This window comes from Nannocystis exedens, assembly GCF_002343915.1.
In the GTDB taxonomy this organism is placed as follows: domain Bacteria; phylum Myxococcota_A; class Polyangia; order Nannocystales; family Nannocystaceae; genus Nannocystis; species Nannocystis exedens.
The window spans coordinates 41,801-67,372 of sequence record NZ_NETK01000001.1; the positions used below are offsets into that span (position 1 = coordinate 41,801).

Below are 25,572 nucleotides of genomic sequence, written 5' to 3' on the forward strand. Positions count from 1 at the left end.
CACTGTTACGCCGGGGAGGAATGGGCTAAATTGCTGCACATGCGAACAAGCCGTCCCTGCGCCGCCCTCACCCTGCTCCTCGCCTGCACGCCGCAAGGTGGCGGCGACACCGACGCGTCGACCGCGGCGGTGACCGACTCCACGCCCGGCACCGACTCCACGCCGGGCACCGACTCGAGCGAGGCGACCGGCACGGCGACGACCGGGCCGACGTCGACCGGCGACGAGCCGCCGACCGGCACGACGACCGAGCCGCCGGCGACCTCCTCGACGACGACGGACGACCCGACGGCGCCGACGAGCACGACCAGCGAGACCACCGGCGACTCGCTCCACGGGCTCATCCTCGAGGACACGTTCGAGGACGGGATCCAGAACGGCTGGGTCCGCGTCGAGCGGTGGTTCGACCCCGATCCGTTCTTCATTCAAGAGGATCGATTCGACCTCGATCAGCGGGCCCACCAGACCGGGCAGCGGCTCGAGTTCTTCGGCAACGACCCGGTGCCGCACAGCGGGCGTTTCTTGCTGTACTACGCGCCCGGCTGGAACAACGGCGCCAAGTCGACGGTGCTGCTGGCCCACGGCGCCAACGACCAGGCCGACCGCGCGTGGGCCAACCCCGGCGAGAGCGGCGACTTCGGCTGCGGGCAGTCGACCTGCCCCGACATCGGCCTGATGCAGGAGCTGGCGGCCGCGGGGCACCGCGTGTTCGCCGTGTCGCACGCGCACAGCCAGGGCGACAACGTGTTCTGGGCCCTGCAGATCGCGTGGGCGATCGACATCATCCGCGAGCGCACCGGGGTCGACAAGGTCGACGTGATCGGGTGGAGCAAGGGCGTGATGTCGACGCGCATGTACGCGTCGGGCGTCACCGGCGGCAAGCTGCAGTACCGCGACGACATCGGCAAGCTGATCCTGATCGGCGGGCCGAACCTCGGCTTCGACTACATCTTCCGCTACGGCACGGCCCACAACGGCGGCGTGTACGCCGACTTCGGCGGCAAGATCCACGCGCCCGGGCCGCACGACGAGCTGCTGATCTTCGGCGTGTGGGAGGACCGCTCCGAGTACGCGATCTACAAGTCGGCCTCCGGCGACAACTACCGCGGGCAGCTGCAGATGCTCGCGGCGTGGGACGACGTCTATCCGCTGACCGGCACGGCCAACAACGGGCTGATGCAATGGATCGTCGGCGACAGCGAGTCGACCTACTACGGCGAGGGCGAGTACAAGGGCGTGTACGCCCGCGGCAAGGGCATCGACTACGCGATCACGCAGGGCTCGGTGATCGAGGAGATGGTCGGCGCCGGCATCCCCGCCTCGATCTCGACCTACCTGCTGTGCGGCGACCTCAACTTCAACGACAACAGCGTGCTGATCCCGGGGATCCCGAACGAGATCGCCGGGCCGAGCGACGGCGTGGTGTTCGTCGACAGTTGCGCGGCGTCCGACGGGATCGGGACGCTCACCGACTCGGCTGTCCTTCCGGACATCAACCACCTCAAGCTGGGCTGGCACCCGACGGCGGCCGCCCAGATCTCGACGTGGCTGGGGCAGTGAGGCAAAGGCCCGCCCGGGGCCTCACCCCGGCGGGAGCGGCTCGCTTCGCTCGGCCAGCCAGGCGGCGATCTTCGGCCAGATGACCTTGGGGCCCTTGCTCGAGGTCGACAGGCCGATGTGCCCGACCGGAAAGCGCAGCAGGGTCTTGTCGGTCGAGCTCACGGCGCCGAGCAGCGCCTCCGACGAGGGCGGCGGGGCGATGGTGTCGTTGTCGGCGACGAGCACGAGCAGCGGGCCGTGGATCTGGCGCAGGTCGACGCGCCTCCCGCCGACGATCATGCGACCCTCGAAGAAGTTGTTCTCCTGGTAGCAGTCGCGGATGTACTGCCGGTACACCTCGCCCGGGAACGGCACGTTGTCGGCGGCCCAGTGCTCCATGGCGAGGAAGCTGGTGACGAAGTCGCGGTCGTCGAGGCGGCGGAACACCTCGAACCACTTCGAGATCCGCTGCACCGGGGCCATCATCGAGAAGCCCGACTCCATCAGGTCGATCGGGACGTTGCCGTAGGCGTCGACCATGGCGTCGACGTCGAAGAACTCCGGGTCGGTCCAGGTGGTGAAGATGCCGCCGTGCTTGAAGTCGACCGGGGTGGCCTGGGCGACGAAGTTGCGCACGCCCTGCGGATGGAGCGCGGCGGCGGCCAGCGCCATCGTGCCGCCCATGCAGTAGCCGTACATCGTCAGGTCGTCGGCGCCGGACAGCTTGAAGACCCACCGCTTGGCCGCCTCGACGAAGCCGCCGAGCAGGTCGTCCCAGGTCATGTCCTGCTCGACCACGCCGGGGGTGCCCCAGTCGATGGCGTAGACGTCGAAGCCCTGCCGGGTCATGAACTCGATCAGGCTGCGACCCGGCAGGAAGTCGAGGATGTAGTAGCGGTTGATCAGCGAGTAGACGAACAGGATCGGGGTGCGGAAGCGCCGCACGGGCGGCTCGAAGCGGATCAGCTTCATGCCGCCGCGCGCGTACACGACCCGCTTCGGCGTCGAGTTGACCGGCGGATCGCCGAGCCCGGTGGCGCGCTTGACGAGCGGCGCCAGGTAGCGCGTGGGGCTGATCGCGCGGTCGCGCAGCGCCCGCTGCCAGGCGGCGCCGATCGTGGCTGTCCCTTCGGCCATATTGGCGAGCTTGCGCGCGGCGCCCTTGACCCGCGAGAACCGTCCGCCCTCCCCCATCGTCACGCGGCCCCCCGCGCCGAGCGAGCCAGCTCGGCCTGCAGCTTGGCCAGCAGCTCGAGCGCGAGCTCGAGCTGGGTGGTGGTGATCTCGAGGCGGTCCTCGGCGCGCCGCAGCTGCGCGCGCACCTCGTTGAAGTCGCCGAGGGTGGGCACGCGCCAGAAGTGCAGGACCTCCTCGGTGAGGTCGACGGCGTCGCGGTGTAGATGGAACATCTTCTGCAGCCCGCGGCCGGCGAACCGCAGGTAGCGCGGGCTGGTGGCCAGGCGCGCCATGGCCCCGGTCGAGGCGCCCTCGAAGCGCATCCACCACTTGCCGGGGCCGCTCTTGGGATCGGTGAGGTAGCCGACGAGCCGGAGGATCCGGGCGGTCAAGTTCCTGGGAGCTGTCTCTTGGGACATGGCGATAAAATCCTATGCGGAGGTGGAGAGCATGGCCCGCAGCTCGCGCTTGAGGATCTTGCCGGCCGGCGAGAGCGGGAGGGCGTCGAGGAAGACGACCGACTTGGGGATCTTGTAGCGGGCGAGGTGGTCGCGGCAGCGCTGCAGCAGCTCGGCCTCGGTCGCGCTGGCGCCCGGGCGCAGGGCGACGACGGCCTTGCCGACCTCGCCCCACTGCGGATCGGGGACGCTGATCACGGCGCACTGGGCGACCGCGGGGTGCTCGTAGAGGATCTTCTCGATCTCGACCGGGTACACGTTCTCGCCGCCGGAGATGAACATGTCCTTCTTGCGGTCGACGATGTAGTAGAAGCCCTCGGCGTCGCGGCGCGCGAGGTCGCCGGTGTGGAAGAAGCCGTGCTCGTCGAAGTGCGGGGCGTCGACGCCGAAGTAGCCCGAGCAGGCGGCCGGGCCCTTGAGCACCAGCTCGCCGACCTCGCCGTCCTTCACCGGGACGTTGTCGTCGTCGACGATCCGCGCGTCGACGAAGTAGTTGGGCCGGCCGATGCTGCCGGCCTTGACCTCGCCGAACTCGGGCGCGAGCGAGAAGGCGCCGGGCCCGAACTCGGTCATGCCGAAGCCCTGCTTGAAGGCGACCTTGTGCACCGCACAAAACGCGCGGATCAGCGGCACCGGCAGCGGGGCCCCGCCGCTGGTCAGGAAGCGGACGCTGGCGAACGAGGTGGCGGCGAAGCGCGGCGAGTCGAGCATCATCTGGTACTGGGTCGGCACGCAGAACAGCGCGGTGACCTTGTACTGCTCGATGAGCGCGAGCATGTCGTCGGCGGTCCACTTCTTCATGATCACGACGGTGCCGCCGAGCGTGAGCAGCGGGATCGTGTACACGAACAGGCCGCCGGTGTGGAACATCGGCGTGTGGGTGATCGTGACGTCGCCGCGCTGGATCTCGTGGACCATCGTGTTGAGGGTGTTCCACGCGATCTGGCGGTACGAGATCTTCGCGGCCTTGGGCGCGCCGGTGGTGCCGCCGGTGAACAGCAGGCAGGCGATGTCCTCGAGGTCGACGGCGGGGTTGTCGACCGGGTCGGCCGGCCCGGCGAGGATCGTGGCGTAGGCGGTGCTGCCCGCCACGGGCTCGCCCTCGAGGTGGACGAGCTCGGCGATGCCGGTGTGCGGCCGCAGCTCGGCGGTGGTGGCGGCGAACTCGGGGCCGAACACGAGCACCCTGGGCGAGACCGGGAGGATGACGTCGACGAGCTCGCGCCAGGGGCTGCGCCAGTTGAGCGGGACGAAGATCGCGCCGAGCTTGGCGCAGGCGAAGAAGACGTCGAGGACCTCGACGCCGCTGTGGGCGAGCAGCGCGACGCGGTCGCCCCGGACGACGCCGCGGCCGCGCAACCACCCGGCGACGGCGTCGGCGCGCCGGTTCAGCGCGGCGTAGGTGAAGCGGCCGGCGTCGCCCTTGGCGACGTCGACCACGGCGAGGTTGTCGGGCCAGTACTGCGCTCCGCGTCGCATCCAGTCGCCGATGAACATGCGAAGGTCCTCCGCGCGCGAGGCTACCCGAAGGCCGGGCCGTGCTGCACCTGCGAAAAGGGCTGCCGGGGTCTGCCGGCGGCGGACGGGCCGACGCGGCCGGGGGGTCGGTCGGGAATTGTGCGGCGCACAAAGGCTCAGGTGGCGGACCGCCTGCCCTTGCGGGGGGGCCGGCCGTCCTCGACGGTCCGCCGCAGCTCGGCGAGCTCGCGCCGCAGCGCGGCCAGCTCGTCGGACATGCCCGCCGGTTCGGGCGGGGGTTCGTCCGGAAACGGCGGCGGCGCGGGCTCGCCGGCCGCCGGCGCGCCCCCGCCGAACCACCGCTTGAGGATCCCGGGCATCGCCAGGTCGGCCAGCGGGTTCCACGGGACGACAGCGCGCGCGCCCCCCTTGAGCTGCAGGTAGACCTCGAGGGCCCAGGCGATGTAGCGGCCGAAGAACTCGGCGAGCGCGTCGTCCCGCATGCGCACGAGCTGCTTGAGCAGGGAGACCGGGAGCAGCCGCGCGGCCCCGCGGCTCTCGAGGATGATCTGCGCGAGGGTGACCTGGGTGAGGTCCTGCCCGCTCTTGGCGTCGACGACCTTGAGGTCCTCGCCCATGCGCACGCGCTCCGCGATCTCCTCGAGGGTGACGTACCGGCTACCCTCGGTGTCGTAGAGCCGACGGTTGCCGTACTTCTTGACCTGCAGCATGGTGGCGCCACGAACGGTAGCCGAGGTCGCGCTGCAGGTGCGAGGGGCGATTTCGCTCGGCGGGGCCGAAGGCCGCGATGAATGGATTGCGGCCCGCAGCGGGCTCGGCGAGCGTACCCGGCGGGGCCGGCGATCGGGTCCCCCGGCTCGGGGCCGGCTCGATGCGCGGCGACGGTGCCCGGGCAAAGTCTGCTCGACGCGTCCTGACCCCGTGGCTGGCGAGCTTCACGGCGAGGCCGCGGCCTGTGGAGCGAGGTGGAGTTCGGCGCTGCCGAGCAACGTGAGCTGCTCGCGTCTGGAGGTCACGCGTACGCAGGCGCCGCATCACGGGCTGGCTTATGGGACAGGGGCCTGGACGGCGCTGGCGCCCGAACGGCGCTCGCGGCTGTCCCTACGGACATGTCGCGGGAGCCAGCTTGCAGTCGGTGAACCAGGCGGCCACGTCGCGGCACTGCGGGTCGGCGGGGTCGGCGGCGGCGCAGGCGAGGAAGGCGGCGCGGTCGCGCAGGGAGCACAGGCGCGGCAGCTCCCACTTGCGGTCGCGGCAGCTGTCGTCGCGCGCGTCGCAGGCGCTGCGCATCCAGGTGGCGGTGCCGTCGCCGCGGAGGAAGACGCGGTCGTCGACGTTGCGGTCGCCGATGAGGCTGAGGATCCGGAGGCTGGCGGCGGCCTCGGCCGCGAGGGCCTGGTAGAGGCAGGCGTCGCCGGCGAGGTCGCCGTCGCACGGGCGCGGCGAGGCGCACGCGTCGAGCAGCGCGAGGGCGGTGTCGCCGGGGCAACGGCCGGCCGCGCACACGCATGCGCACTCCTCGGGGTCCTGCGAGTCGAGGCCGCACTCGGTCCAGCCCGCAGGGTGCTCAAGACCGGGGAAATCGCCGGCGTTGCGGCCGACGCGGCGGAGGTGGACGACGTCGCCGACGCGCTTGTAGAAGGCGGAGTCGTAGTCCTCGTCGCCGGTCGAGGCGCTGGCGGTGGCGCAGAAACCGGCGGACTCGAAGGTGCAGGTCGAGCGATCGGCGAGGCGCTCGGTGGCGAACCAGATGCAGCCGGCGGCGTCGCAGTCGGCCTCGACGGCGTGCGACTCGCACGGCTCGACGGGCGCGGGCGGGAGCTCGGGCGCGAGGTCGGGCGGCGGCGTGACGAGGGCGCCGGAACCGGTCGCGGGCATGGCGGCGACGCCGTCGCCGGTGCTCGAACCGCCGACGACACCGGTGCTCGGACCGCCGGCGCTGCCGCCCTCGCTGGCGGTGGCGACGGTGCTCCCCTCGCTGTCGGTGCCGCGCGAGGACGCGTCGGACCGCTCGGGACTACACCCGGTCGTCACCAGCCACGAGAAGAGATAGGCGACGCCTGCCGGGCGCGCGCCAAAACCACACCGCACGGTCTCATGCTGCCAGAGCACGCGGAGGAGATCAAGGAACCGAGGGGCTCGGCGGTCCGAGCGCGACGCGGCGAGTGATGGATGCTGCCCGGCGATGTGGGCGAGCATCGCCGGTGTAAGAAGCTCGCTGCGACGAATCGGTGATGCGCGGCACAGGCGGTGCGCGACCGCGGCGGCCGAGTTGGAACCGCGACGGGAGCCGGACAGGTGGTGCTGTGTCCGCGGGGCGGGATGTGCTTGCGGATCGATCGCTAGAGAAAGGTGGTCGCCGCGGCAGCGAAGGCGCCGGCTTCAGCGGCAGCCGACGCCTGCACTGAGCCGACCTCGGATCGCGGGACGCGACGCGTTCGCCGGCTGATGTGCGAGCGGAACCTCGGTCGCAGGAGGTGGCGCCGCCGACACTCGCCTGCGCTCGGGGCTCGCGCCTGCGCGGCGGTCCGCGACCTCGTTCGCCCGTGCGCGCGTCGGGTCGCAGTCGTGCGCGAGCCAGTGCTCGCCTCGTCGTCGCGACGCCGGGCGCACCGGTTCGCCGTCACCGGCGAACGGCGAGCTGAAAGGCGTTTCGTCGGTCGCAGCGGTGCGCAGGTCGGCGCTGGAGCCGATCGGCGAAGCCCGGTACGCCTTTCGGCGGAGGGCTCCGATCGGTCCTGGCAGTACACCTGTCCGCTCCGAGGCGCGGCCGAGGAGCGGCGCGAGGCCCGTTCCAGGCGCGAGTCAGCGCCCCACCCGACGCGCCCGGAGGCGCCCAGAGCGAACTACGCGTCCTACCCATCGGCGGGACGGCGAGAGAGACAGGCGCGGTGCGGCCGCGCAGGCGGCCCGACGGGGCGGTGCGCTCGTCCCCGCGAGCGTGCCCGTCCGGTCGCCCATGCGCCGCCGCGGGCGGGCGCCGGCGCTGCGGGTCGAGCAGCCGCACGAGGTCACACGACCGCGGCCGACGGCGCCGATGCGCGGTGCCGGCAGGACATGCCCGATTGAACATGCTCTATCCGCCATGGCTCACGAAGCATGTCTTGTCGGACATGCCCGCCGGAACATCTCCGCTCACGATGAAACGCCGCCTCAGCCCGGGCCGGGGATGATGCGGAGGTCGGCGAGGAAGCGCGCGAGCTCGCGGATGTAGTCGCGGCGGCCGAGCTGCAGGAAGTGGCCGCCGGTGAAGCGGAACCGGCGCGGGCGCTGCCAGTGGTGCCACAGCACGTCGGCGTGGGCCTCGGTGACGAGGGCGTCGCCGCGGGCGGTGACGACGAGGCGGCGCTCCCACGGGACCTTGGGCGCGTACGAGAGGGGGCTGTGCAGGGCCCAGGCGCTGTGGAAGCGCTCGCGGGTCATGCCGAGCGCCTCGGCCTGCCGGCGGAACGGGTCGCCCTCGCCGTGATCCCACAAGAGGTGCGCGAACGAGGCGGGGGCCATGATCGGGACGACGAAGGACAGCCGCGGATCGATCGAGGCGACGAGCGCCGAGGTGTAGCCGCCGAGGCTCGAGCCCATCATGCCGAGCGGCGCCGGGCTGTGGCGCAGGACGGCGGTGATGGCGGCGCGCACGTCCTGGACGGTCTGGATGAAGGCCTCGTTGGTGCGCACGATGTCGGTCGAGGGGAACAGCTCGCCGGAGAAGCGCGCGGCGGTCGGCTTGCGCAGGCTGTGGAACGGCTGGACGTAAAAGTAGACGTCGAGGCCGAGGTCCCGGTAGAGGGTGGAGATGCTGAACTCGATCTCGTGCAGGCGGCGGTTGCCGACGCACCAGCCGTGCGCGAGCAAGATCGAGGCGGGCGCGGGCCGGTCGTGCTGCCAGGCGTGCAGGTGGACGGTATCGACGCGATCGTAGGTGGCGTACTCGCGCGCGTAGTGCGGGTCGCGCGGGCGGTACGGCGAGGCGAAGGTGAAGTGCGTGGCGCGGCCGTCGGGGAGCCGACGCACGGCCAGCGGGACCAGCGGCGGGGGCGCCGGCGGCGGCGCGAGCAGGCGATCGGGCTCGGCGAGGACGGCGGGATCGGTGTACTGCGCGACGGCCTCGAGGCGACGCTCGAGCTCGGCGCGCGCGAGCCGGTCGAGCTCGTTGCGCTGCATGAGGACGCGACGGAGGCCGTGCCGCATGACGCGGTCGAAGCGGGCGCAGGCGTGATCGGCGAGGGCGCTGAGCATGCGGGTCTGATTTTTGTTTTAGGCGCGCGGACGGCGTTTGAGAAGCAAAATCCTGCCTTGCGCCGGAGGCCGGGCCGGTGCGAGGCTGGCTGCGCATGCGGGTCGCCGTGGCCGGAGCGAGCGGGTTCATCGGACAGGCGACCGTCCACGCGCTGCGGCAGGCCGGACACGCGGTGGTCGGGCTGTCCCGCGGCCGTCGCGGCCGCTTCGAGCGGCCCGGGCTGGAGTGGCGCCCGGTCGACGTGAGCCGCGGCGGGCCAGAGCTGGCGGCGGCCCTGACCGGTTGCGAGGCGGTGGTCAACCTGGTCGGGATCAAGCGAGCCGAGCCGGGGCAGTCGTTCGCGTCGGCCCATGTGGCGACCGTGACGGCGCTGGCGACGGCGATGCAGGCGGCGGGGATCCGCCGCCTCGTCCACGTCAGCGTGGCCGGGCCGCGGGCGGAGCCCCGGTCGCCGACGCCGTACATGGCGACGAAGCGTGAGGCTGAACGTTTGGTCATGTCCTCGGGGACAGATTGGACGATCCTCCGCCCGGGGCCGGTGGCCGGGCCGGGCGACGACTTCGTGCGCAACCTGGCGGCGACGATCCGCCACGCAGGGGTGTTCCCCGCGCCCGACGGCGGCCACGCGCCGCTGCAGCCGGTGCTGGTCGAGGACGTGGCCCTGGCGGTCGTGGCGGCGCTGGAGCGGCCGGCGGCGATCGGGCGCTGCTACGACGTGGTCGGACCGGAGGTGCTGACGCTGCGCGAGGTGGTGACGCGGGTGGCCGACGCGCTGGCGCTGCCGGTGACGCTGGTGCCCTGCCCTGCCCCGCTGCTGGCGGTCGCGGTCGCGGCGCTGGAGAGGCTGCCCGAACCGCTGCTGACGCGGGCCCAGCTCGGGCTGCTCAGCCACGGGCTGGTCGGCGATCCGGGGCCGGCCACGACCGAGCTGGGGCTGGTGACGCAGCCGCTGACCGCGGCCAAGATCGTGGCGCTTTCGGCCGGGGTCGAGGCGTGGCTGGGGCTGTCGCTGCGGCTGCGACGTGGCGACGAGGACATGTTTTTTAAGACATGTTCCAAAGGCGCGATCCACGTGGCCTGGCTGGTGCCGCTGGCGGTGGCGCTGATCTGGGCGCTCGGCTCGCTGACGCAGCACGTGTGGTGGCGGATGCTGGCGGCCAACCTGGTGCTGGTGCCGCTGTGCCTGGCGGCGGTGCGGCTGCCGTGGCTGGAGCTGTGGCGGCCGAGCCTGCGCGGGCTGGTTCAGGGGGCGCTTGCGGCGGTGGTGCTGATCGCGGCCGGGTGGCTCGGGAGCCAGGTGCTGTTCGCGCTGACGCCGGAGGCGCGCGCGGAGGTGGCCGCCGTGTACAGCTGGGTCCACCTGCTGCCGGCCGCGGCGGCGGCGGTGCTGCTGCCGCTGATCGCGGCGGCAGAAGAGGTGGTGTGGCGCGGGGCGGTGGCGTTCGCGGTCGCGTCGCGCGCGGGCCCGTGGTGGGGCGCGGCGACGTCGGCGGCCGCGTTCGCGGTGGCGCACGTGAGCCTCGGGGTGCCGGCGCTGGTGGCGGCGGCCGCCGGCGCGGGCTTCTTCTGGGCCTGGCTCGGGCTCAAGACGCGCAGCCTGTTCGTGGTGATGGTGTGCCACGTGCTGTGGGACGCGTGCGTGGCGGTGCTGCGGCTGTATTGAAGGACATGGCCTTCGGGGCATGTCCGAGGAGCCATGACTCGGGATCGTCGCCTCGTCGCGGACCTGCAGCGTGACCTCCAGGACATGTCCGTGGAGACATCCCGCTGTGGACGGGCGATCACGAGCTCGACGCGAGCGCGGCGCCGAGCTCGGCGAGGCGCCGCCTGGGGCCGCGAATCAAGGCTCCTGCCCGCTCCACGGCCTCGGGACCGGCCTCGTGGAACAGCGCCACGGTCATGAGACAGGCGTAGTCGATGAGCTCGGCGCCGCCGGCGTCGAGAATCTCTCGAACACGACGACCGCGGCTAGCGACCCGAGAGGAAGCCGAGGCGCTGGAACAGCGGCTCGGGGGTGTGGCGGACGACGAAGAGGATCGGGCGCCAGTACCAGGGGACGAAGGCGACGACGGCCCGGCGGGCGATCGCGCGATCGATGTCGCGGGCGGCCCGCTGCGGGGTGGCGAACAGGGCGTTCTTGGGGTGGCCGACGGTCATCGGCGTGTCGACGGGGCCGAGCTTGAGCGTGGTGACGCTGACGCCCGCGGGGTAGAGCCGGCTGCGCAGGCCCTGCAAGTAGACGTGCAGCGCGCCCTTGGCGGCGCCGTAGGTGTAGTTGCGCGGCCGGCCGCGCTCGCCGGCGACGGAGGTGATGACGGCGAGCGTGCCGCTGCGCTGGCGCTCGAGCGCGTTGGCCAGCGGGACCAGCAGCGCGATCACCGAGAGGAAGTTGGTCTGGACGATCCGCGCGGCCTCGGCGACGTCGTGCTCGCTGCGCTGCTGATCGCCGAGGTCGCCGTGGGCGACGAGGGCGACGTCGACGCGGCCCCCGAGCGCGGCCACGCCCTCGTGCGCGAGCGCCTCGGCGCGCGCGAGGTCGGTGAAGTCGCCCGCGGCGGTGGTGACCTCGGCGCCGGCGCAGCGGGCGGCCACCGCCGCGAGCTTGTCGGGGTCGCGGCCGACCAGGTGGAGCCGGTCGCCGCGCGCGGCCCAGCGCGCGCACACCTCGGCGGCGATGGCGGAGGTGGCCCCGAAGACGATGACGTGGCGCATGCGCGGAAGGTAGCCCGGCCCGGGCCGCGGGCGCCAGCGAGAGGGCGAGGGTGCTCGCGCCGCTGCGGGCCGCGGGGACGCGTCGCGTCGGCGGGTCGCCCGCGGCCCCTACTCGCCGGCGCTCGGCCGGAGCTGCGCCTCGACGGACGTCCGCGCGCCTCGCTCGGCCGGAGCGGCGCGCCGACGGCTCGGCCGCCGCGCGGCTCGGCCGAAACTACGCCTCGTCCGTCCTTCTGCACGGGCCGGAACGTACGCGGCGCTCCGCCCGAGCCGCCGTCGATCGTCCTTTCGGACATGCCTCGATCGACATGTTTCAAATGACATGTCTCTTTCGACATGACCGAGCGAGCAGCGCATCGCCCTCACCGCTTCGGCTGGGCCGGCGCGGCGCTCCCGGGCGTGACGTTCTCGTCGCGCCAGGCGGTGGCCTCGGTCAGGTCGAGCGAGCCGGCGGGGCCGAGCGCGGTGAAGGTGGCCAGGGCCCTGTCGATGAGGGCGCGGGCGCGGACGCGGTCGCGCTCGGACAGCCACAACGCGCGGGCCAGGCCGTACTCGGCGCGGCCGCGCAGGAGCGCGTGGACGTCGGTGCCGGCGCGGATCGCCAGGGCGCGCTCGAAGGCCGGGATCGCGGTGGCGTAGTCGCGGGCGTAGAGGCCCCACTCGCCGAGGCCCAGCAGCGAGCGCGCGACCTCGGCGTGGTCGTCGCCGAGGACGCGGCGGCGGATCGCCAGCGAGCGGTCGATGACCTCGCGCGCCGGGCCGAGCTGGCCGGCCTCGAGGTAGGACGCGCCGAGGTTGTCGAGCTGGGTGCACAGCTCGATGTTGTCGGGGCCGTGGCGGCGCTCGAGCGAGCGCACGACCGCCTCGAAGGCGGCGACGGCGTCGATCGGGCGGCGGGCGCGGGCCAGGGCGGCGGCGATGTTGCCCTGGAACACGACCACCAGCGGGTCGTCCTCGCCGCGGGTGCGGAGGATGATGTCGAGGCCGCGGCGCCAGGTCGCCAGGGCGGCGTCGAAGTCGGTGAGGACGAAGTAGAGGTTGCCCTCGTAGCGCAGGGCCGCGGCGACCTCGGGGTGCTCGGGGCCGAAGGCGCGCTCGAGGCGGGCGCGGCTGTCCGGAAGGACAGCCTTCGAGCGGTCGAACTCCTGGCGGGCCCACAGCGCGGTGCCGAACCACTGGCGGGCGCGCGCGGTGGCCGGGTTGTCGGCGCCGTGGAGGGCGTCGTAGGCGGCGACGCTGCGCTCGATGAGGGCCTCGGACTCGGCGTAGCGGCCGAGCGACCACAGCAGCTTGCTGCGCGCGAGGTCGAGGAGGGCGGCGGCGCCTTCGTCGGGAGCGCGGGTCTGGGCGGCGGCGGCGATCTCGAGCCAGACCTCGGCGTGGTCGAGGCGGCCGAGAGTGTTGAGGGTCTCGACGAGCGCGGCCGCGGCGTCGCGGGCGACCGCGTCCTGGCGGCTGGCGGTGGCGGTGGTGAAGGCGGCGCGCAGGCTGGTCTCGGCCTCGGCGTCGCGCTGCAGGAGCGCGAGCAGGCGGCCGCGCGCGAGCTGGGCCTCGGCGACGGCGGGCGCGTAGGCGGCGGCCTCGGCGGCGGCGACGGCCTGGTCGGCGCCGAGCAGGCCGGCCTCGTAGCGGCCGGTGTGCTCGAGCGCGGCGACGTTGGCGAGCGCGCGGCGGACGTTGTCGACGGCCAGCGCGGTGGCCGGGTCGGCCGGCGGCGGCACCTCGGCCCGGAGCACCGCGACGTCGGCGCAGCGCTCGATCGGCGGCAGCGCGGCCACGGCGTCGACGGCCCGCTCGACCACGCCGGCGTCGGCGGCGACCAGCAGGTCGGTGACGGCCCTGACCTCATGGACATGGCGCGAAAGACAGGCCATGCGCAGGTCGAGCAGGTGCTCCGACTGCTCGCCGCGGGCGTGGGCCTCGCAAGCGTCGCGGTGCATGGCGACGATCGCCTCGGCCCGGGCGTCGAGGCGGTTGGCCACGTGCGTCCACGCCTCGTCGGCGAAGCCGAGCCCGGTGGCCTCGAAGGCGTCGGCGGCGGCGTCGCGGCGGTCGGAGTCCCACACGCCGATCAGCCGGGTCTCGCCGCCGAGGCAGCGGCCCTCGTCCTGGAAGCTCCACGCGGCCGCGGCCAGGCCGATCACGGCGCCGAGGCCGAGGCCGACCACGGCATGACGCGCGCGCACCTGCGGGCCGGCGAGGTCGGCCAGCAGCGCGTCCATGCTCGGGTAGCGGGCGTCGGGGGCGCGCGCGAGGCCGCGGGCGAGCACCCGGTAGAGCCGCTTGCCGACGCGCGGGCCGACCTGCACGCGCTCGGGCAGGTCGGCGACCAGGACCTGCTCGCGCAGCTCGTCGACGGTCTGGCCGGCGAACGGCCGCGAGCCCCACAGCGCCTCCCACAGCGCGACGCAGAAGCTGAACTGGTCGGTGCGGGCGTCGACCTGTCCGCCGAGCCATTGCTCGGGGGACATGTAAGCCGGGGTGCCGGCGAAGAAGACGGTGCGCTCGACGCCGAGGTCGACGAGCTCGTCGCCGGCGGGCCGCCGCTCGGCCTGCTCGGCGAGCGCGGCCAGGCCGAAGTCGACCACGCGGACGCGGCCCTCGAGGTCGACGAGGACGTTGCCGGGCTTGAAGTCGCGGTGCGTGAGGCCGACGCGGTGGGCCGCGGCCAGGCCGCGCCCGGCCTCGGAGAACACGGTGAGGATCTCCTGCTGCGTGCGCTCGCGGTCCTCGAGCCAGGCCGACAGGGTGACGCCGCGGACGAACTCCATGGCGATGAACAGCTCGTCGCCGATCGTGCCGGCCTCGTAGACCTGGACGACGTTGGGGTGCGACAGGCGGGCCAGCGCCTGCGCCTCGCGCAGCAGGCGGGCCTGCAGGCGCTCGTCCTGGCGGTGGTGCGAGCGCACGACCTTGATGGCGACGCGGCGCTCGAGCACCTCGTCGTAGCCCGACAGGACCACGCCCATGCCGCCCTCGCCGAGCTCGCTCAGGATCGCGTAGCGGCCGATCCGCCGCGACTGGCGGAGCAGCGAGTCCTCGAGCGGGGCCGCCGGGCCGCGCAGGCTGACGCCCGAGGCCGAGTGGACCGGCGTGCTGTCCCTTCGGCCAGGCGCCGCGAGGACCGTCTCCTCGATCGGACTCGGGCGGGCCCGGGCGGTGACGTCGAGCGCCGGCGACTTGGTGTCGGTGGTCGCGAGCAGGTCCGGGTCCGAGGGCCCGGAGCGCTTGTCGTCGGGCGAGTGGGCACCCACCGTGGAGGACGGTACACGACCTGTGCCCCTCCGGCGAGGACGCTATCGCGCACGGGCACGAGCGCCCCACCCTGCGTGCGCCGGACCACGCGCGGACCTATGCCTGCGCGGAGCCGCGAGATGTCCTTTCGGACAGGTTCTGGAGCCGACAGGCGACCGCCCGGGCAGGTCGCCAGATCTGCCCGGGCGGTCTGGTGGGTGAGGATTACTTGCAGGCCTTCGTGATGCCGACCTTGAGCTGGCAGATCGCGTCGGCGTAGGCGGCGGTGAACACGTCGCGGCGGACGCCGGTCTGGCTCTTGCCGAGGTCGTCGAGGTCGGGGCTCAGCTGCCCGAGCTTCTCGCGCAGGGTCGTCTCGGTGGTCCACAGCTCGGCGGCGGCGCGGCGGATCTCGACGTCCTCGTCGAACGCGTTGAACACCGTGACGATCGGCTCCTTGTCGCCGCCGATGGGCACGCCGGCCGCCTTGACGGCGAGGTTGAAGCGGTCGGCATCGAGCGCGAGCAGGCTGTTGTAGTCGTCGCGCTGCGGGTACAGGGCGCGGATGGCGTCGAGCTCGTTGTCGTCGAAGTCGCCCTCGCCGAGGTTCGCGTCGATCTCCCAGCGCAGGTCGTCCTCCTTGTTGATCATGCCGACGTTGTGGCAGCCCATGCACGACTTGCCGTTGCGGACCACGCCGTCGGGGGCGTTCTTGTCCTGCACGATCTGGATCGGCGCGTCGTCGATGCGGAAGCCGACGTTGTCGACGATCATGTAGCCCTGGAGGCCGTTCGGCAGGCTATAGATGATCTCGCTGCCGTCCTCGACGAAGTTGAACGGGTCGACGAACACGTTGGCGGGGCCGGCGTTGCTCTGGAAGTCGTAGCTGATCCAGTAGACGCGGTTGCTGGCGTTCGGGAAGTCGTGGCGCTCGATCACGCGGTGGTTCTCGGACACGCCCGACTCGTGGAACGCGGCGCGCGCGACCCGGTTCGGGTTGGTCTCGATCTCCTCCTGGATGTTGGCGTCGACGTTGATGCCGAAGCTCTCCTCGAGCTCGAAGCGGGTCGCGGGGATCCGCAGGACGTCGTGGTAGAGCGGCGGCTGGGCGGCGACCTCGACGAACGCGTCGGCCTGCAGCAGGAAGAACTTGGTGTTCGTCGCCTGCTTGACGTCCTCGGCGCTGTCGCCGATGAACTCGATCGCGTACGGGTCCTTGTCGGCGATGAGCTCCCAGGTGTCGCGGAACTCCTCGACGAAGGTGTTGCTCACCGGGTCGAGCACGCGGCCCGGCGCGTCCCAGTCGTAGTCGCGGATGTCGATGCGGAAGATCAGCCGGTCCTTGTCGATCGGCACCGGCGGCACGACCTTGATCTCGTTCGACAGGCTGTTGGCCAGCTTCGACAGGGCGTGGCGGTAGATCTCGATCTGGTCGTCGCACCAGCCGTAGTTGTAGAGGTGGACCAGGCTGAAGTAGCGGATGAAGGGCCGCGCGTCCGCCGAGATCTCCTGGGTGTTGAGGAGGTCGTTGCGGATCAGGTCGATCACCTGCGTGCGCGTCATCCACGGGTTCTCGCCGCACCCGGTCACGCCGGCGCACTCGGCGATCCACTGCTCGACCGCGCGGATGTCGTCCTCGGTCGGCCGCGGCTCCTGGCCCTCCGGCGGCATCGGCAGCATCGTCGCCGCCATGCGGCGGTAGATCGCCGAGTTGTTCGGCTCGCCGGGCACGACCTTGCCGTTCGAGATCAGCGCGTCGAGGTTGGTGATGTAGTTGATGCTGCCGAGGGCCGCGCTGTCGGCCCCGTGACACTGCTTGCAGTTCTTGTCGAGGATGTTGACGGTCTGCGCCGACAGCTCGCCGCAGTTGGCCTCGCCCTGCTCGCCGTCGCTGCCGGTGCTGCTGCCGCCGTCGGTGCCGCCGTTGCCGGTGCCGCCGGTGCCCTCGGTCTCGTCGCCGCTGTCGTTGCCCGGCAGGACGACGGTCTTGCAAGCGCCGCCCACCATCAGCGCGAGCGCTGCGGCGGAGATCAGCGGGATCGATGAGAAGAATCGTTGAGTCATGGTCGAAGGTGCTCCTGGAAGATGTGGCCCGTAGGACAGGTGGGGATCGCGGGGCCCGGGCCGGGGCGACGATCGCGGCCCTCAGGCCAGGGGGTCAGAAGCGCGCAGACAGGAACAGGCCGCCGAACGTCGGCGCGACGGCGGGCGAGACGCGGACGCGCGCCAGCTGCTCCTGGCGCGCCTTCTTGAAGTCGGTCGCGCCGAGGGCGACCAGGGTGACGCCGAGCGCGACGCCGAGGACGCCCGCGACCGCGCCCGCCGCGGTCATCGTGTCGCCCTGCTTCTTCTGCGCCTCGAGCGGGGCGATGTACTCCTCGTTGCCATTCGCCTTCGGCAGCTCGCGGTCGGCGGAGCGGCTGAGGTAGATGCCGCCGCCCATGACGCCGAGGGCCGCGAGGCCGCCGGCGAGGAAGATCGAGCCGGCGATCAGCTCGCCGCGGGCGTTGCGACGGACCGGGTTGGTGCGCCGCACGAGGTCCGGGAGCGCGCTGTCGGCCGCGGTCCGCAGCTCGGTGCTCCACGCGTGCATCGTCTCGAGGTCGTCGGGGTTGACGCGGATGCCGTCGACGGCCCCGCCGCTGTTGGCCGCGAGCAACGCGTCGGCGCGGTCGAGGTGGCGCAGGCTCGCCTCCCACTCGGCCTTGGCCTGGTCGGCGCTGCGCTTGCGCGCGAGCTTCTGCCGGGCGTCGGCGGCCGCGAGGTGCAGCACCGGGTCGCGCAGGGCCTCGGCCCCGCCGGCGAGCAGCCCGACGGCGCCCTCGAGGTTGCCGGCGTCCGACAGCTGCTGCGCCTGGTCCTGCAGCGGCGCGCGCTCGGCCTCCGCCTTCTCGACCTGGGCCTTGATCATCGCCTCGCGCGGCTGCGCCTTGGCGGCGGCCTTCTTCTTGCCCCCGCCCTTGCGCTTGGCCGGCTCGGGGCTGTCTTCGAGGACGACGGTGTCGTCGTCGGCGGGCGCGGCCGCCGACTCGGTCTTCCATCCGCTGCTGGATTCCCCAGGCTGACCGGCCCACGCGGGCGCCGGCGCCACCAGGGACAATGCGATCCCCACCCTCAGGAGCGAACGGCGCCCCTGCGATCGTACTGTCGACATGTGCTCTCCTTAGAGGACCGCGGCCGCGAACGGCGGCGCGCGGCGACGATGCGATCCGACAGGCCGGCCTTGGGTGAGACACACAAGGCTGGCGACGGCCGTGACGGACCGCGAGAATTAGGATTGGCCATCCTGGCCGAAAAGACAGCCTCCCTGGCAGAGCACCTTCCATGGCGCATGGGCGGGATCGCCGCGACGACCGCGGGGCCCGACCCGCGAACTCGAGTAACGGGGCTCGCCCGATCGATCACCGCGACCGACAGAAAATTCGCGAAAGCCTCGTGACAGGTGTATGACGGCGATTTCACGGCCGTGGAGCGACGATGCTCCGGTCGACGTCGAGCCCTGGGGGCGGAAGACCGCCGCGCCATCGACTGCACGCATTGCGGCCGCCGACGAGCCGCATTCGATCATTTAGTAATTCGAATTACCAAATGAACGCTCGCACGCGCCGGCCCGCGCCTCCGCGACGTCCTCGGATTCGCCGAGGTGACGCCGGCGCTCTGCAGGCAAGAGGCAAGCGCGCGTGGCGGCGGCGAGGCGCGCGCGCAGGCCCTCGCCCGGTCGCGCCCACACGACGACGCGGCCGTCGGAGCCAGCCGAGGCCAGGCGGTCGCCGCCGGCGTCGAACGCGAGCGCGTTGACGCCGCCGCCGTGGCCCGCGAGCAGCTCGGGCCCGGCGTCGCCCTGCAGCGACCAGAAGAGGAGCGCCCCGTCGGCGGCGCCGGCGACGATCCAGCCGTCCCGCGGGTCCCAGGCCACGCTGCCGAGCGCCGCCGCCGCCCGGCCGATCTCGGTGCGCACGCCGGTGGCGGCCGCCACGCGGACCAGCGCCCTGCCCTCGCCCGCGACCGCGAGGGCGTCGCCGGCGGGGCTCCAGGCCAGCGCGCGCAGCGGGTGGCCGAGCTCGATGAACACCGTCTGCTCGACGCGCACCAGCACGAAGCCGGCGGCGGTGACGGCCGCGAGGCGCTCGTCGACCGGCGACCACGCCAGCGCGGTGATGGCCCCCCGGCCCTGCGGCGCGCGGGTCGGATCGAGCATGTCCTTGAAGTCATGTCCGGAAGGCCAGAGGAAGAACGCGCCGTCGCTGCCGCCCGCGGCCAGGCGGGCGGTGCGAGGGTCCCAGGCCAGCGCGGACAGCGGGCGGCGGTCGACGCTGACGCGCCGGGGTTCGCCCTCGCCGCGGGGGATCCAGGTGACCGCGCCGCTGTCGTCGGCGACCGCGAGCTCCTGGCCGTCGCGCCGCCAGGCCAGCGCGAGCGCGGTGCCGGCGTGGTCGCGCCGGCGCACCGGCCCGTCGTCGGTCGGCAGCAGCCACACGCTGCGCGCGCCGGCGGCCGCGAGGGCGGTGCCGTCGGGGCTCCAGGCGACCGCGTGCACGGCCGCGCCGAGGTCGTGCTCGCGCAGGGCGGCCGGCGTCAGCCGCCACACCCGCGCGCTGCCGTCGTCGCTGCCGGTGATCAGGCGGACGCCGGCCGGCGCGAACGCCAGCGCCCGCACCGGCCCGGTGTGGCCGCGCAGCACGTAGGGCCGCGCGGTCCCGCCGATCCGCCACACCCGCGCGCTGCCGTCGTCGCTGCCGCTGGCGAACCAACCTGTCCCGAGAGCCAGGCCGGTGACGCCGCCGTCGCCGACCACCGCCGCGACCCGCCGCGGCGCCCCGTCGACCCGCCAGACCTCGACGCCGCCGTCGTCGCGGCCGATCGCCAGCTGGCGCCCGTGGCGGTCCCAGGCCAGCGCGCCGACGGCCGCGCCGCGGCCGCCGACGGCGACCGCGCGCCCCTCCGCGATCAGCCACACCTCGCCGCGCGCGCCGGCCGCGGCCACGCGCGCGCCGTCGGGGCTCCAGGCGACCACCGCCAGCGGGCCGGAGACGCCGCGGAGCGGCGTGACCCGGTCGACCGCGACCAGCGACACGCCCCCGCGCGCGTCGGCGCGGAGCTGCTCGCCCGACGGGCCGCGCCGCGGATCGGGCGGGAGGCCGCCGGCGCCGGGCGTCGGCGGCCCGCCGGCCAGCGCGAAGCGGCGGACGTTGCCGGCGGCGTCGACCGTCTCGACCGCGCCGCGCAGCTCGTCGGCGGCCGGCCGCGGCTTGTCCTGCGGGACAGTCGAGGTGTCCCCGGGGACAGGTGCGCTCGCGGCCCCGTCAGCGTCCGCGGCGGCCAGGACCGCGCCGCGGGGCAGCGCCGGACCGGCGAGCACGATCTCGCGGGGGCCCGGCTTCGACCTGTCCTGGGGGACAGATGGGGGCGGCGCCCCGGCGGCGGCCGGGACCCCGGCGCGGGGCAGCGCCGCGCTGGCGAGCACGACCTCGCGGGGGCGCGCGTTCGACCTGTCCTGGGGCGGCGCCCCGGCAGCGTCTGCGGCGGCCGAGGTCCCCCGGGGCAGCGCCGCGCGGGCGAGCACGACCTCACGGCGGCTCGGGTTCGACCTGTCCTCGGGGACAGCCCCCGCCGCGCTCGGGTTCGACCTGTCCTCGGGGACATTCCCCGCCGCGCTCGCGTTCGACCTGTCCTCGGGGACATCCCCGGGCGCGCGCGCGTTCGACCTGTCCTCGGGGGCATCCCCCGGCGAACGCGCGTTCGACCTGTCCTCCGGGACAGCCCCCGCCGCCCCCGGCACCGCCCCGCCCCTGTCCTCCGGGACAGCCTCGACCCACCGGACCGCCGTCACCGGCCCGTCGTGGCCGCGCAGGATCGCCGCGCTGATCGGCTCGGCCAGCACGCGCTGGGCCAGCGCGCCGGGGTCGTCGAGCTCGCGCAGCAGCAGCGCGGCGGCGGTAGGATCGCGCGGCAGCAGCGAGAACGCGGCGTCGCGGACGCGCAGGGCGTGAGCCTGGCGCTCCGCGGCCGCGCGCTCGACCGCCAGTTCGCCGCTCTGCGCGTCCGCGGGGGCGCTCGCGGGCGCGGCGGCCTGCGGGGCGGCGACGGCCCCCGCACCGGCGTCGGGCTGCGCCAGCGACACCCCGAGCGCGACCAGCCCCGCGGCGGTGAGCGCCGCCCCGCCGGCGATCAGCCACGTCCGCGCGCGGATCGGCTCGGGGGCCTCGGAGAAGCGCCGCCGCGGCTGCAAGGCCGCCAGCAGCTCCTCCATCGTCGGCCAGCGGTCGTCTGGCTTTTCGGACAGCCCGCGTACGATCGCGCGGCGGATGCGCAAAGGGACGCGACTTTCGCGCGGAATGGGCGCGATCTCGACCTGGCCGAAGCGCGGAAGCGAGCCGAACGGCCGCAGACCGAACAAACCTTCGAACAGCGCGACGCAAAAGCTGAATTGGTCGGAGCGCGGCTCGGCGTTGCCGGTGCGTTGCTGCTCGGGCGCCATGTAAGCCGGCGTGCCGAGGATGCTGCCGGTGCGCGTCAGCGGCATCAGCTCGTCGTCGAGGTCCTCGCCGGCATCGAGGGCGCACGTGAGCCCGAAGTCGAGGACGCGCGCGCGGTCGCGGCTGTCGACGAGCACGTTCTCGGGCTTGAAGTCGCGGTGGAGCAGGTTGGCGTGGTGGGCCGCGGCGAGCGCCCGCCCGGCCTGCAGGTAGACCGCGAGCACCGCCTGCCACGGCCGCGGGCGCTCGCGCAGCCACGCCTCGAGCGTCACGCCCTCGATCAGCTCCATGGCGATGTAGATCTGGTCGCCCCACGCGCCGACCTCGTAGATCCGCGCCACGTGCTCGTGCTCGAGGCGTGCCATCGCCCGGGCCTCGCGCAGCAGGCGGGCGCGACCCTGGTCGTCGCCCTGGAGGTGCGGGTGCAGCAGCTTGATGGCGACGCGGCGATTGAGTTGGGCGTCGACGGCCGCATACACGACGCCCATGGCCCCCTCCCCGAGCCGGCGCTCGACGTGAAAGCGGCCGATCATGGTGGGGGCCGCCGGTTCGCCGAACAGCCGGCCCATGACGCGCGCGTGGAGACGGTGGACGTCGACGTCGGCCCACGTGCCCGCACCTGCGGCGCGGGCGGACGGCGAGTCGGGCGGCGTGTGGGGCGGCGTCGACATCGTCGGATCGCAGTGAAGATAACAGGCGGAGCGGCCCCGCGGGCGGCGCGATCGGAGGTAAGATCGAGGCGCCATGGACCCCGACTGGGAACTGCTCTCGGCCTGGCGCAGCGGCGATCGCGGCGCGGGAGAGCGGCTGGTGAAGCGACACTTCGGCGCGATCGCCCGCTTCTTCCGCAACAAGGTCTCGAGCGAGCACGACGCCGCCGACCTCGTCAGTCAGACCTTCCTCGAGTGCACCAAGGCGAAGGACGGCTTCCGCGGCGAGACGAGCTTCAAGCGGTTCGTCTTCGCCATCGCCCTCAACGTGCTGCGCCTCTACATCCGCACCAAGCACAAGCGCCAGGGCGAGGCGCTCGACTTCGGGGCGCTGTGCGCCAAGGATCTGTCGCCGTCGTCGATGAGCTCGATCGTGATGCGCCGGCGCGAGGCCCAGCTCCTGGTGCTGGCGCTGCGAGAGATCCCGCTCGACCAGCAAATCGTGCTCGAGCTCAACATCTTCGAGGGCCTGTCGGGGCGCGAGATCAGCGAGCTGCTCAGCGTGCCCGAGGGGACCGTGCGCGGCCGGCTGCGCCTCGGCAAGGAGCAGCTGCGGGCCCGCCTCGCCGAGCTGGCCCGCTCGCCGGCCGAGCTCCAGGCCACCCTCACCGACCTCGAAGGCTGGGCCGCCAGCATCCGCCGCGCCCTCGACCGCGACGACGGCGACGACGGCCCGGCGGCGACCGGCTCGTGAGCGCGCGCGCCGGCGACCGGCCGCGACGCGGCTTCACCGGCCTCCCGCGGCCGATCGCCGCGCTATAGTCGGGCCCCCCGAGGACCCCGAGATGAACGCCACCGGCACCCTGAGCCGTGCGACCCAGATCGTCTATCGCGTCGGCTCCCGCCACTCGAGCGAGGTCGACACGCTGACGCTCGACCCCGACGGGCGGGCGACGTGGACCTCGCAGGGCCGCTACTGCGAGGTCCAGCTGCCGCCCGAGGTCTACGGCGACATCCTCGGCCGCCTGGCGCAGTACGGCTTCAAGGCGGCGACCGGCCTGCACGGCGACGCGATGGCCGACTACCAGCACGAGATCGAGGTGCTCGAGGGGCCGAAGAAGAAGTCGCGCTGCACCCTGCGGCTCGGCCACGAGTTCGGCACCTACCTCGGCGACGCGCCGATCGGCATGAAGGAAGTGGTCGCGCTGCTCGACCGCGTCGCCAGCCGCGTCGAGTCGGGCGCCGACCTGTCCGAATCGCCCGACGCGCTGATGAGCGCGCTGCTGCGCAACCTCGACTTCCCCTACGTCAACCCGCACGGCGAGCCGGGCGCGTTCCAGCTGATCGACCCGCGCGGGCAGGTGCTCGCGGCCTCGTCGCTGCGGTTCGCCCTGCCGCACGCCAGCGGCCTCTTGCCGTTCCGCGACGGCGACCGCTTCGGCTTCGCCCGCGCGACCGGCGAGGTCGTGATCGCCCCGGCCTACGCGCTGACGCTCGGCTTCAGCGAGGGCCTCGCGGCGGTCAAGCTCGAGGGCGGCTGGGGCTTCATCGACGTCCGCGGCGAGCTCGTCATCCCGGCCCGCTTCGCCGCCGCCGCCAGCTTCGCCGACGGCCTCGCGTGCGTGCAGCTCGGCGACCAGACCGGCTACTGCGACCGCGCCGGCGTGTTCGTCCCGGCGCCGCCGCAGGCCTCGCAGCTCGGGCGGTTCGCCGAGGGTCGGGCCCCCTTCCGCGCGCTGTCGCGGATCGGCGTGCCGGCCTGGGGCTACATCGATCGCGCCGGCCAGGTCGTCGTGCCCGCCGGCTTCGACTACGCCGGCGAGTTCTGCGAGGGCCTCGCCTGCGTCCAGCAGGACGACCTGTTCGGCTTCATCGACGTCGGCGGCGCGTGGGCGATCGAGCCGCGCTTCACGGACGCCGGCGACTTCCACGAGGACCTCGCCGCCGTCGGCGACAGCGGCCAGTACGGCTACTGCGACAAGAGCGGCACCGCCGCCGTCGACTTCCGGTTCCTGCGCGCCGGCAACTTCGCCGAGGGCCTGGCGCCGGTCGGCGTCGGCGCCAAGACCGGCTTCATCGACCGCGAGGGCCGCATGGTCATCGAGCCGCGCTTCGACCTGGCCCAGAGCTTCAGCGAGGGCCTGGCCGCGGTGCGCATCGACCACAAGTGGGGCTTCATCGACCGCGCCGGCCGCATCGTCATCGAGCCGATCTACGAGGGCGCGGGCCCGTTCGGCGACGGCGTCGCCTGCGTGCGCAAGTTCGCCGACCCGCGCCCGGTGATCCATACCGGGTCCAAGAAGGTCATCATCAACATGGGCAAGAAGACATGACCGAAGCGCCAGATCCGCTGGCACGCCTCGGCTGGGACGAGCACGCCGCCGGCGCCTGGGCGGCCCACCGCGGGGACGGCAACGTGCCCGGCCGCGTCGCCGCCGAGCACCGCGGCGGCTACGTCGTCCTCGCCGCCGCCGGCGAGCTGCGCGGCGAGCTGGCTGGCAAGCTGCGCAAGGCCGCGGCGAAGGACGCGATGCAGAAGCCGGCCGTCGGCGACTGGGTCGCGCTCGACGTCCACGCCGCGGCCGGCACCGCCACGATCCACGCCGTCCTGCCGCGCAAGACCGTCCTCACCCGCCGCGCCGCCGGCCGCGCCGCCGCCCCGCAGATCGTCGCCGCCGACGTCGACAGCGTCTTCATCGTCCACCCGCTCGACCAGCCGCCCAACCTGCGCCGGCTCGAGCGCTACCTGGCGATCACCCTCGCCAGCGGCGCCGCCCCGGTGCTCGCGCTGACCAAGGCCGACCTGGTCGACAGCGCCGAACCTGTCCTTTCGGCCATTCGCCCGCTGCTCGCCCGCATCGCCGGCGATCGCCCGGTCCCGGTCCACGTGCTGTCGAGCGTCAGCGGCCAGGGCCTGGACGAGCTCGACGCCTACGTCGCCCGTCCGCAGACCACCGCGCTGATCGGCGCCTCGGGCGTCGGCAAGAGCACCCTCATCAACCGCTGGCTCGGCGAGGATCGGCTCAGCACCGGCGGCCTGCGCGACGACGGCAAGGGCCGCCACACCACCACCCACCGCGAGCTCCTGGTCCTGCCGCGCGGCGGCCTCGTCATCGACACCCCGGGCATGCGCGAGCTCGGGCTGTGGAACGCCGACGAAAGCGTGCCCGAGGCGTTCGCCGACATCGCCGCGGTCGCCGAGGGCTGCCGCTTCCGCGACTGCACCCACGCCCACGAGCCCGGCTGCGCCGTGGTGGCCGCCGCCGCGGCCGGGCAGATCGAGCCCGAGCGCCTCGACAGCTACCGCAAGCTGGTCGCCGAGCTGGCCTCGCTCGCGCGCGACCGCGAGACCGCCGCGCGAAATCGCGCCCGCAAGGCCGACCACCGGGCCCTGCGCGCCTACTACAAGGACCCGCGCACCCGCGGCCAGCGCGACTGACCGCGGCGGAGGCCGCTCGCAAGTCCCGGCTGGCGATGCCATCTTCCCGATCGCCGCGCCGGCGCTTCGGTCCTCCGGCGGAGCGCCGCTCCGGCCCTCGCGCTCGCGGCCCGAGCGACCTCCGCGCCGCTTTACAGCCACCGCGTTCAGCGATGAACTCAAAGCGCCCCCG

16 protein-coding genes are annotated in these 25,572 nt (G+C 73.5%); 5 read left to right on the forward strand and 11 right to left on the reverse strand.

What is annotated here, in order from left to right; genetic code table 11:
• The first annotated feature begins 39 nt into the window (after positions 1-39).
• A complete protein-coding gene (locus tag NAEX_RS00160; RefSeq protein WP_096325505.1) occupies positions 40-1,560 on the forward strand; it encodes an esterase/lipase family protein in 1,521 nt (506 codons plus the stop codon).
• 21 nt (positions 1,561-1,581) lie between these two features.
• On the opposite strand, the gene NAEX_RS00165 is transcribed toward NAEX_RS00160, so the two are convergent.
• The 6 genes from NAEX_RS00165 to NAEX_RS00190 all read right to left on the reverse strand — a co-directional run bounded on the left by NAEX_RS00165 (position 1,582) and on the right by NAEX_RS00190 (position 8,888).
• Positions 1,582-2,733, reverse strand: a complete 1,152-nt coding sequence (locus tag NAEX_RS00165; protein ID WP_245913930.1) for an alpha/beta fold hydrolase — start codon at positions 2,731-2,733, stop codon at positions 1,582-1,584.
• 2 nt (positions 2,734-2,735) lie between these two features.
• A complete protein-coding gene (locus tag NAEX_RS00170) occupies positions 2,736-3,134 on the reverse strand; it encodes a hypothetical protein (RefSeq protein ID WP_143141408.1) in 399 nt (132 codons plus the stop codon).
• 12 nt (positions 3,135-3,146) lie between these two features.
• Positions 3,147-4,670, reverse strand: a complete 1,524-nt coding sequence (locus NAEX_RS00175; protein ID WP_096325507.1) for a class I adenylate-forming enzyme family protein — start codon at positions 4,668-4,670, stop codon at positions 3,147-3,149.
• A gap of 137 nt (positions 4,671-4,807) precedes the next feature.
• Complete coding sequence (locus tag NAEX_RS00180) at positions 4,808-5,362, reverse strand: polyhydroxyalkanoate synthesis regulator DNA-binding domain-containing protein (RefSeq protein WP_096325508.1); 555 nt, start codon at positions 5,360-5,362, stop codon at positions 4,808-4,810.
• 391 nt (positions 5,363-5,753) lie between these two features.
• Complete coding sequence (locus tag NAEX_RS00185) at positions 5,754-6,764, reverse strand: hypothetical protein (protein WP_170135327.1); 1,011 nt, start codon at positions 6,762-6,764, stop codon at positions 5,754-5,756.
• Positions 6,765-7,805: 1,041 nt separating this feature from the next.
• A complete protein-coding gene (locus tag NAEX_RS00190; protein WP_096325510.1) occupies positions 7,806-8,888 on the reverse strand; it encodes an alpha/beta hydrolase family protein in 1,083 nt (360 codons plus the stop codon).
• 95 nt (positions 8,889-8,983) lie between these two features.
• On the opposite strand from NAEX_RS00190, the gene NAEX_RS00195 reads away from it, so the two are divergent.
• Positions 8,984-10,552, forward strand: coding sequence for an NAD(P)H-binding protein (locus tag NAEX_RS00195; protein ID WP_096325511.1), 1,569 nt, complete (start codon positions 8,984-8,986; stop codon positions 10,550-10,552).
• A gap of 305 nt (positions 10,553-10,857) precedes the next feature.
• On the opposite strand, the gene NAEX_RS00200 is transcribed toward NAEX_RS00195, so the two are convergent.
• The 5 genes from NAEX_RS00200 to NAEX_RS00220 form a co-directional block, all read right to left on the reverse strand.
• Positions 10,858-11,601, reverse strand: a complete 744-nt coding sequence (locus NAEX_RS00200) for an SDR family NAD(P)-dependent oxidoreductase (protein ID WP_096325512.1) — start codon at positions 11,599-11,601, stop codon at positions 10,858-10,860.
• A gap of 362 nt (positions 11,602-11,963) precedes the next feature.
• Positions 11,964-14,855 (reverse strand): serine/threonine-protein kinase, encoded by a 2,892-nt coding sequence (locus NAEX_RS00205; protein WP_096325513.1) that lies wholly within the window; start codon positions 14,853-14,855, stop codon positions 11,964-11,966.
• A gap of 205 nt (positions 14,856-15,060) precedes the next feature.
• Positions 15,061-16,899, reverse strand: a complete 1,839-nt coding sequence (locus NAEX_RS00210; protein WP_096325514.1) for a c-type cytochrome domain-containing protein — start codon at positions 16,897-16,899, stop codon at positions 15,061-15,063.
• 94 nt (positions 16,900-16,993) lie between these two features.
• A complete protein-coding gene (locus tag NAEX_RS00215; protein WP_143141410.1) occupies positions 16,994-17,947 on the reverse strand; it encodes a hypothetical protein in 954 nt (317 codons plus the stop codon).
• A 456-nt stretch (positions 17,948-18,403) separates the two neighbouring features.
• The gene (locus NAEX_RS00220) at positions 18,404-21,982 is read right to left on the reverse strand and encodes a serine/threonine-protein kinase (protein ID WP_170135328.1); all 3,579 of its coding nucleotides are present in this window, start codon (positions 21,980-21,982) and stop codon (positions 18,404-18,406) included.
• Between the two features lie 73 nt (positions 21,983-22,055).
• Between NAEX_RS00220 and NAEX_RS00225 the strand changes: the two genes are divergently transcribed.
• The 3 genes from NAEX_RS00225 (at position 22,056) to rsgA (ending at position 25,400) form a co-directional block, all read left to right on the forward strand.
• The gene (locus NAEX_RS00225; RefSeq protein ID WP_096325517.1) at positions 22,056-22,715 is read left to right on the forward strand and encodes an RNA polymerase sigma factor; all 660 of its coding nucleotides are present in this window, start codon (positions 22,056-22,058) and stop codon (positions 22,713-22,715) included.
• 91 nt (positions 22,716-22,806) lie between these two features.
• Positions 22,807-24,294: a WG repeat-containing protein gene (locus NAEX_RS00230; RefSeq protein ID WP_096325518.1), complete on the forward strand. Its 1,488-nt coding sequence runs from the start codon at positions 22,807-22,809 to the stop codon at positions 24,292-24,294.
• Complete coding sequence (gene rsgA / locus NAEX_RS00235; RefSeq protein ID WP_096325519.1) at positions 24,291-25,400, forward strand: ribosome small subunit-dependent GTPase A; 1,110 nt, start codon at positions 24,291-24,293, stop codon at positions 25,398-25,400. Before NAEX_RS00230 ends, rsgA begins: the two co-directional genes overlap by 4 nt.
• The last annotated feature ends 172 nt before the right edge of the window (positions 25,401-25,572 follow it).

Coding starts and splice junctions, on each gene's coding strand:
- NAEX_RS00160 (WP_096325505.1), top strand. CDS start 40: ATGCGAACAAGCCGTCCCTGCGCCGCCCTCACCCTGCTCCTCGCCTGC.
- NAEX_RS00165 (WP_245913930.1), bottom strand. CDS start 2,733: ATGGGGGAGGGCGGACGGTTCTCGCGGGTCAAGGGCGCCGCGCGCAAG.
- NAEX_RS00170 (WP_143141408.1), bottom strand. CDS start 3,134: ATGTCCCAAGAGACAGCTCCCAGGAACTTGACCGCCCGGATCCTCCGG.
- NAEX_RS00175 (WP_096325507.1), bottom strand. CDS start 4,670: ATGTTCATCGGCGACTGGATGCGACGCGGAGCGCAGTACTGGCCCGAC.
- NAEX_RS00180 (WP_096325508.1), bottom strand. CDS start 5,362: ATGCTGCAGGTCAAGAAGTACGGCAACCGTCGGCTCTACGACACCGAG.
- NAEX_RS00190 (WP_096325510.1), bottom strand. CDS start 8,888: ATGCTCAGCGCCCTCGCCGATCACGCCTGCGCCCGCTTCGACCGCGTC.
- NAEX_RS00195 (WP_096325511.1), top strand. CDS start 8,984: ATGCGGGTCGCCGTGGCCGGAGCGAGCGGGTTCATCGGACAGGCGACC.
- NAEX_RS00200 (WP_096325512.1), bottom strand. CDS start 11,601: ATGCGCCACGTCATCGTCTTCGGGGCCACCTCCGCCATCGCCGCCGAG.
- NAEX_RS00210 (WP_096325514.1), bottom strand. CDS start 16,899: ATGACTCAACGATTCTTCTCATCGATCCCGCTGATCTCCGCCGCAGCG.
- NAEX_RS00220 (WP_170135328.1), bottom strand. CDS start 21,982: ATGTCGACGCCGCCCCACACGCCGCCCGACTCGCCGTCCGCCCGCGCC.
- NAEX_RS00225 (WP_096325517.1), top strand. CDS start 22,056: ATGGACCCCGACTGGGAACTGCTCTCGGCCTGGCGCAGCGGCGATCGC.
- NAEX_RS00230 (WP_096325518.1), top strand. CDS start 22,807: ATGAACGCCACCGGCACCCTGAGCCGTGCGACCCAGATCGTCTATCGC.
- rsgA (WP_096325519.1), top strand. CDS start 24,291: ATGACCGAAGCGCCAGATCCGCTGGCACGCCTCGGCTGGGACGAGCAC.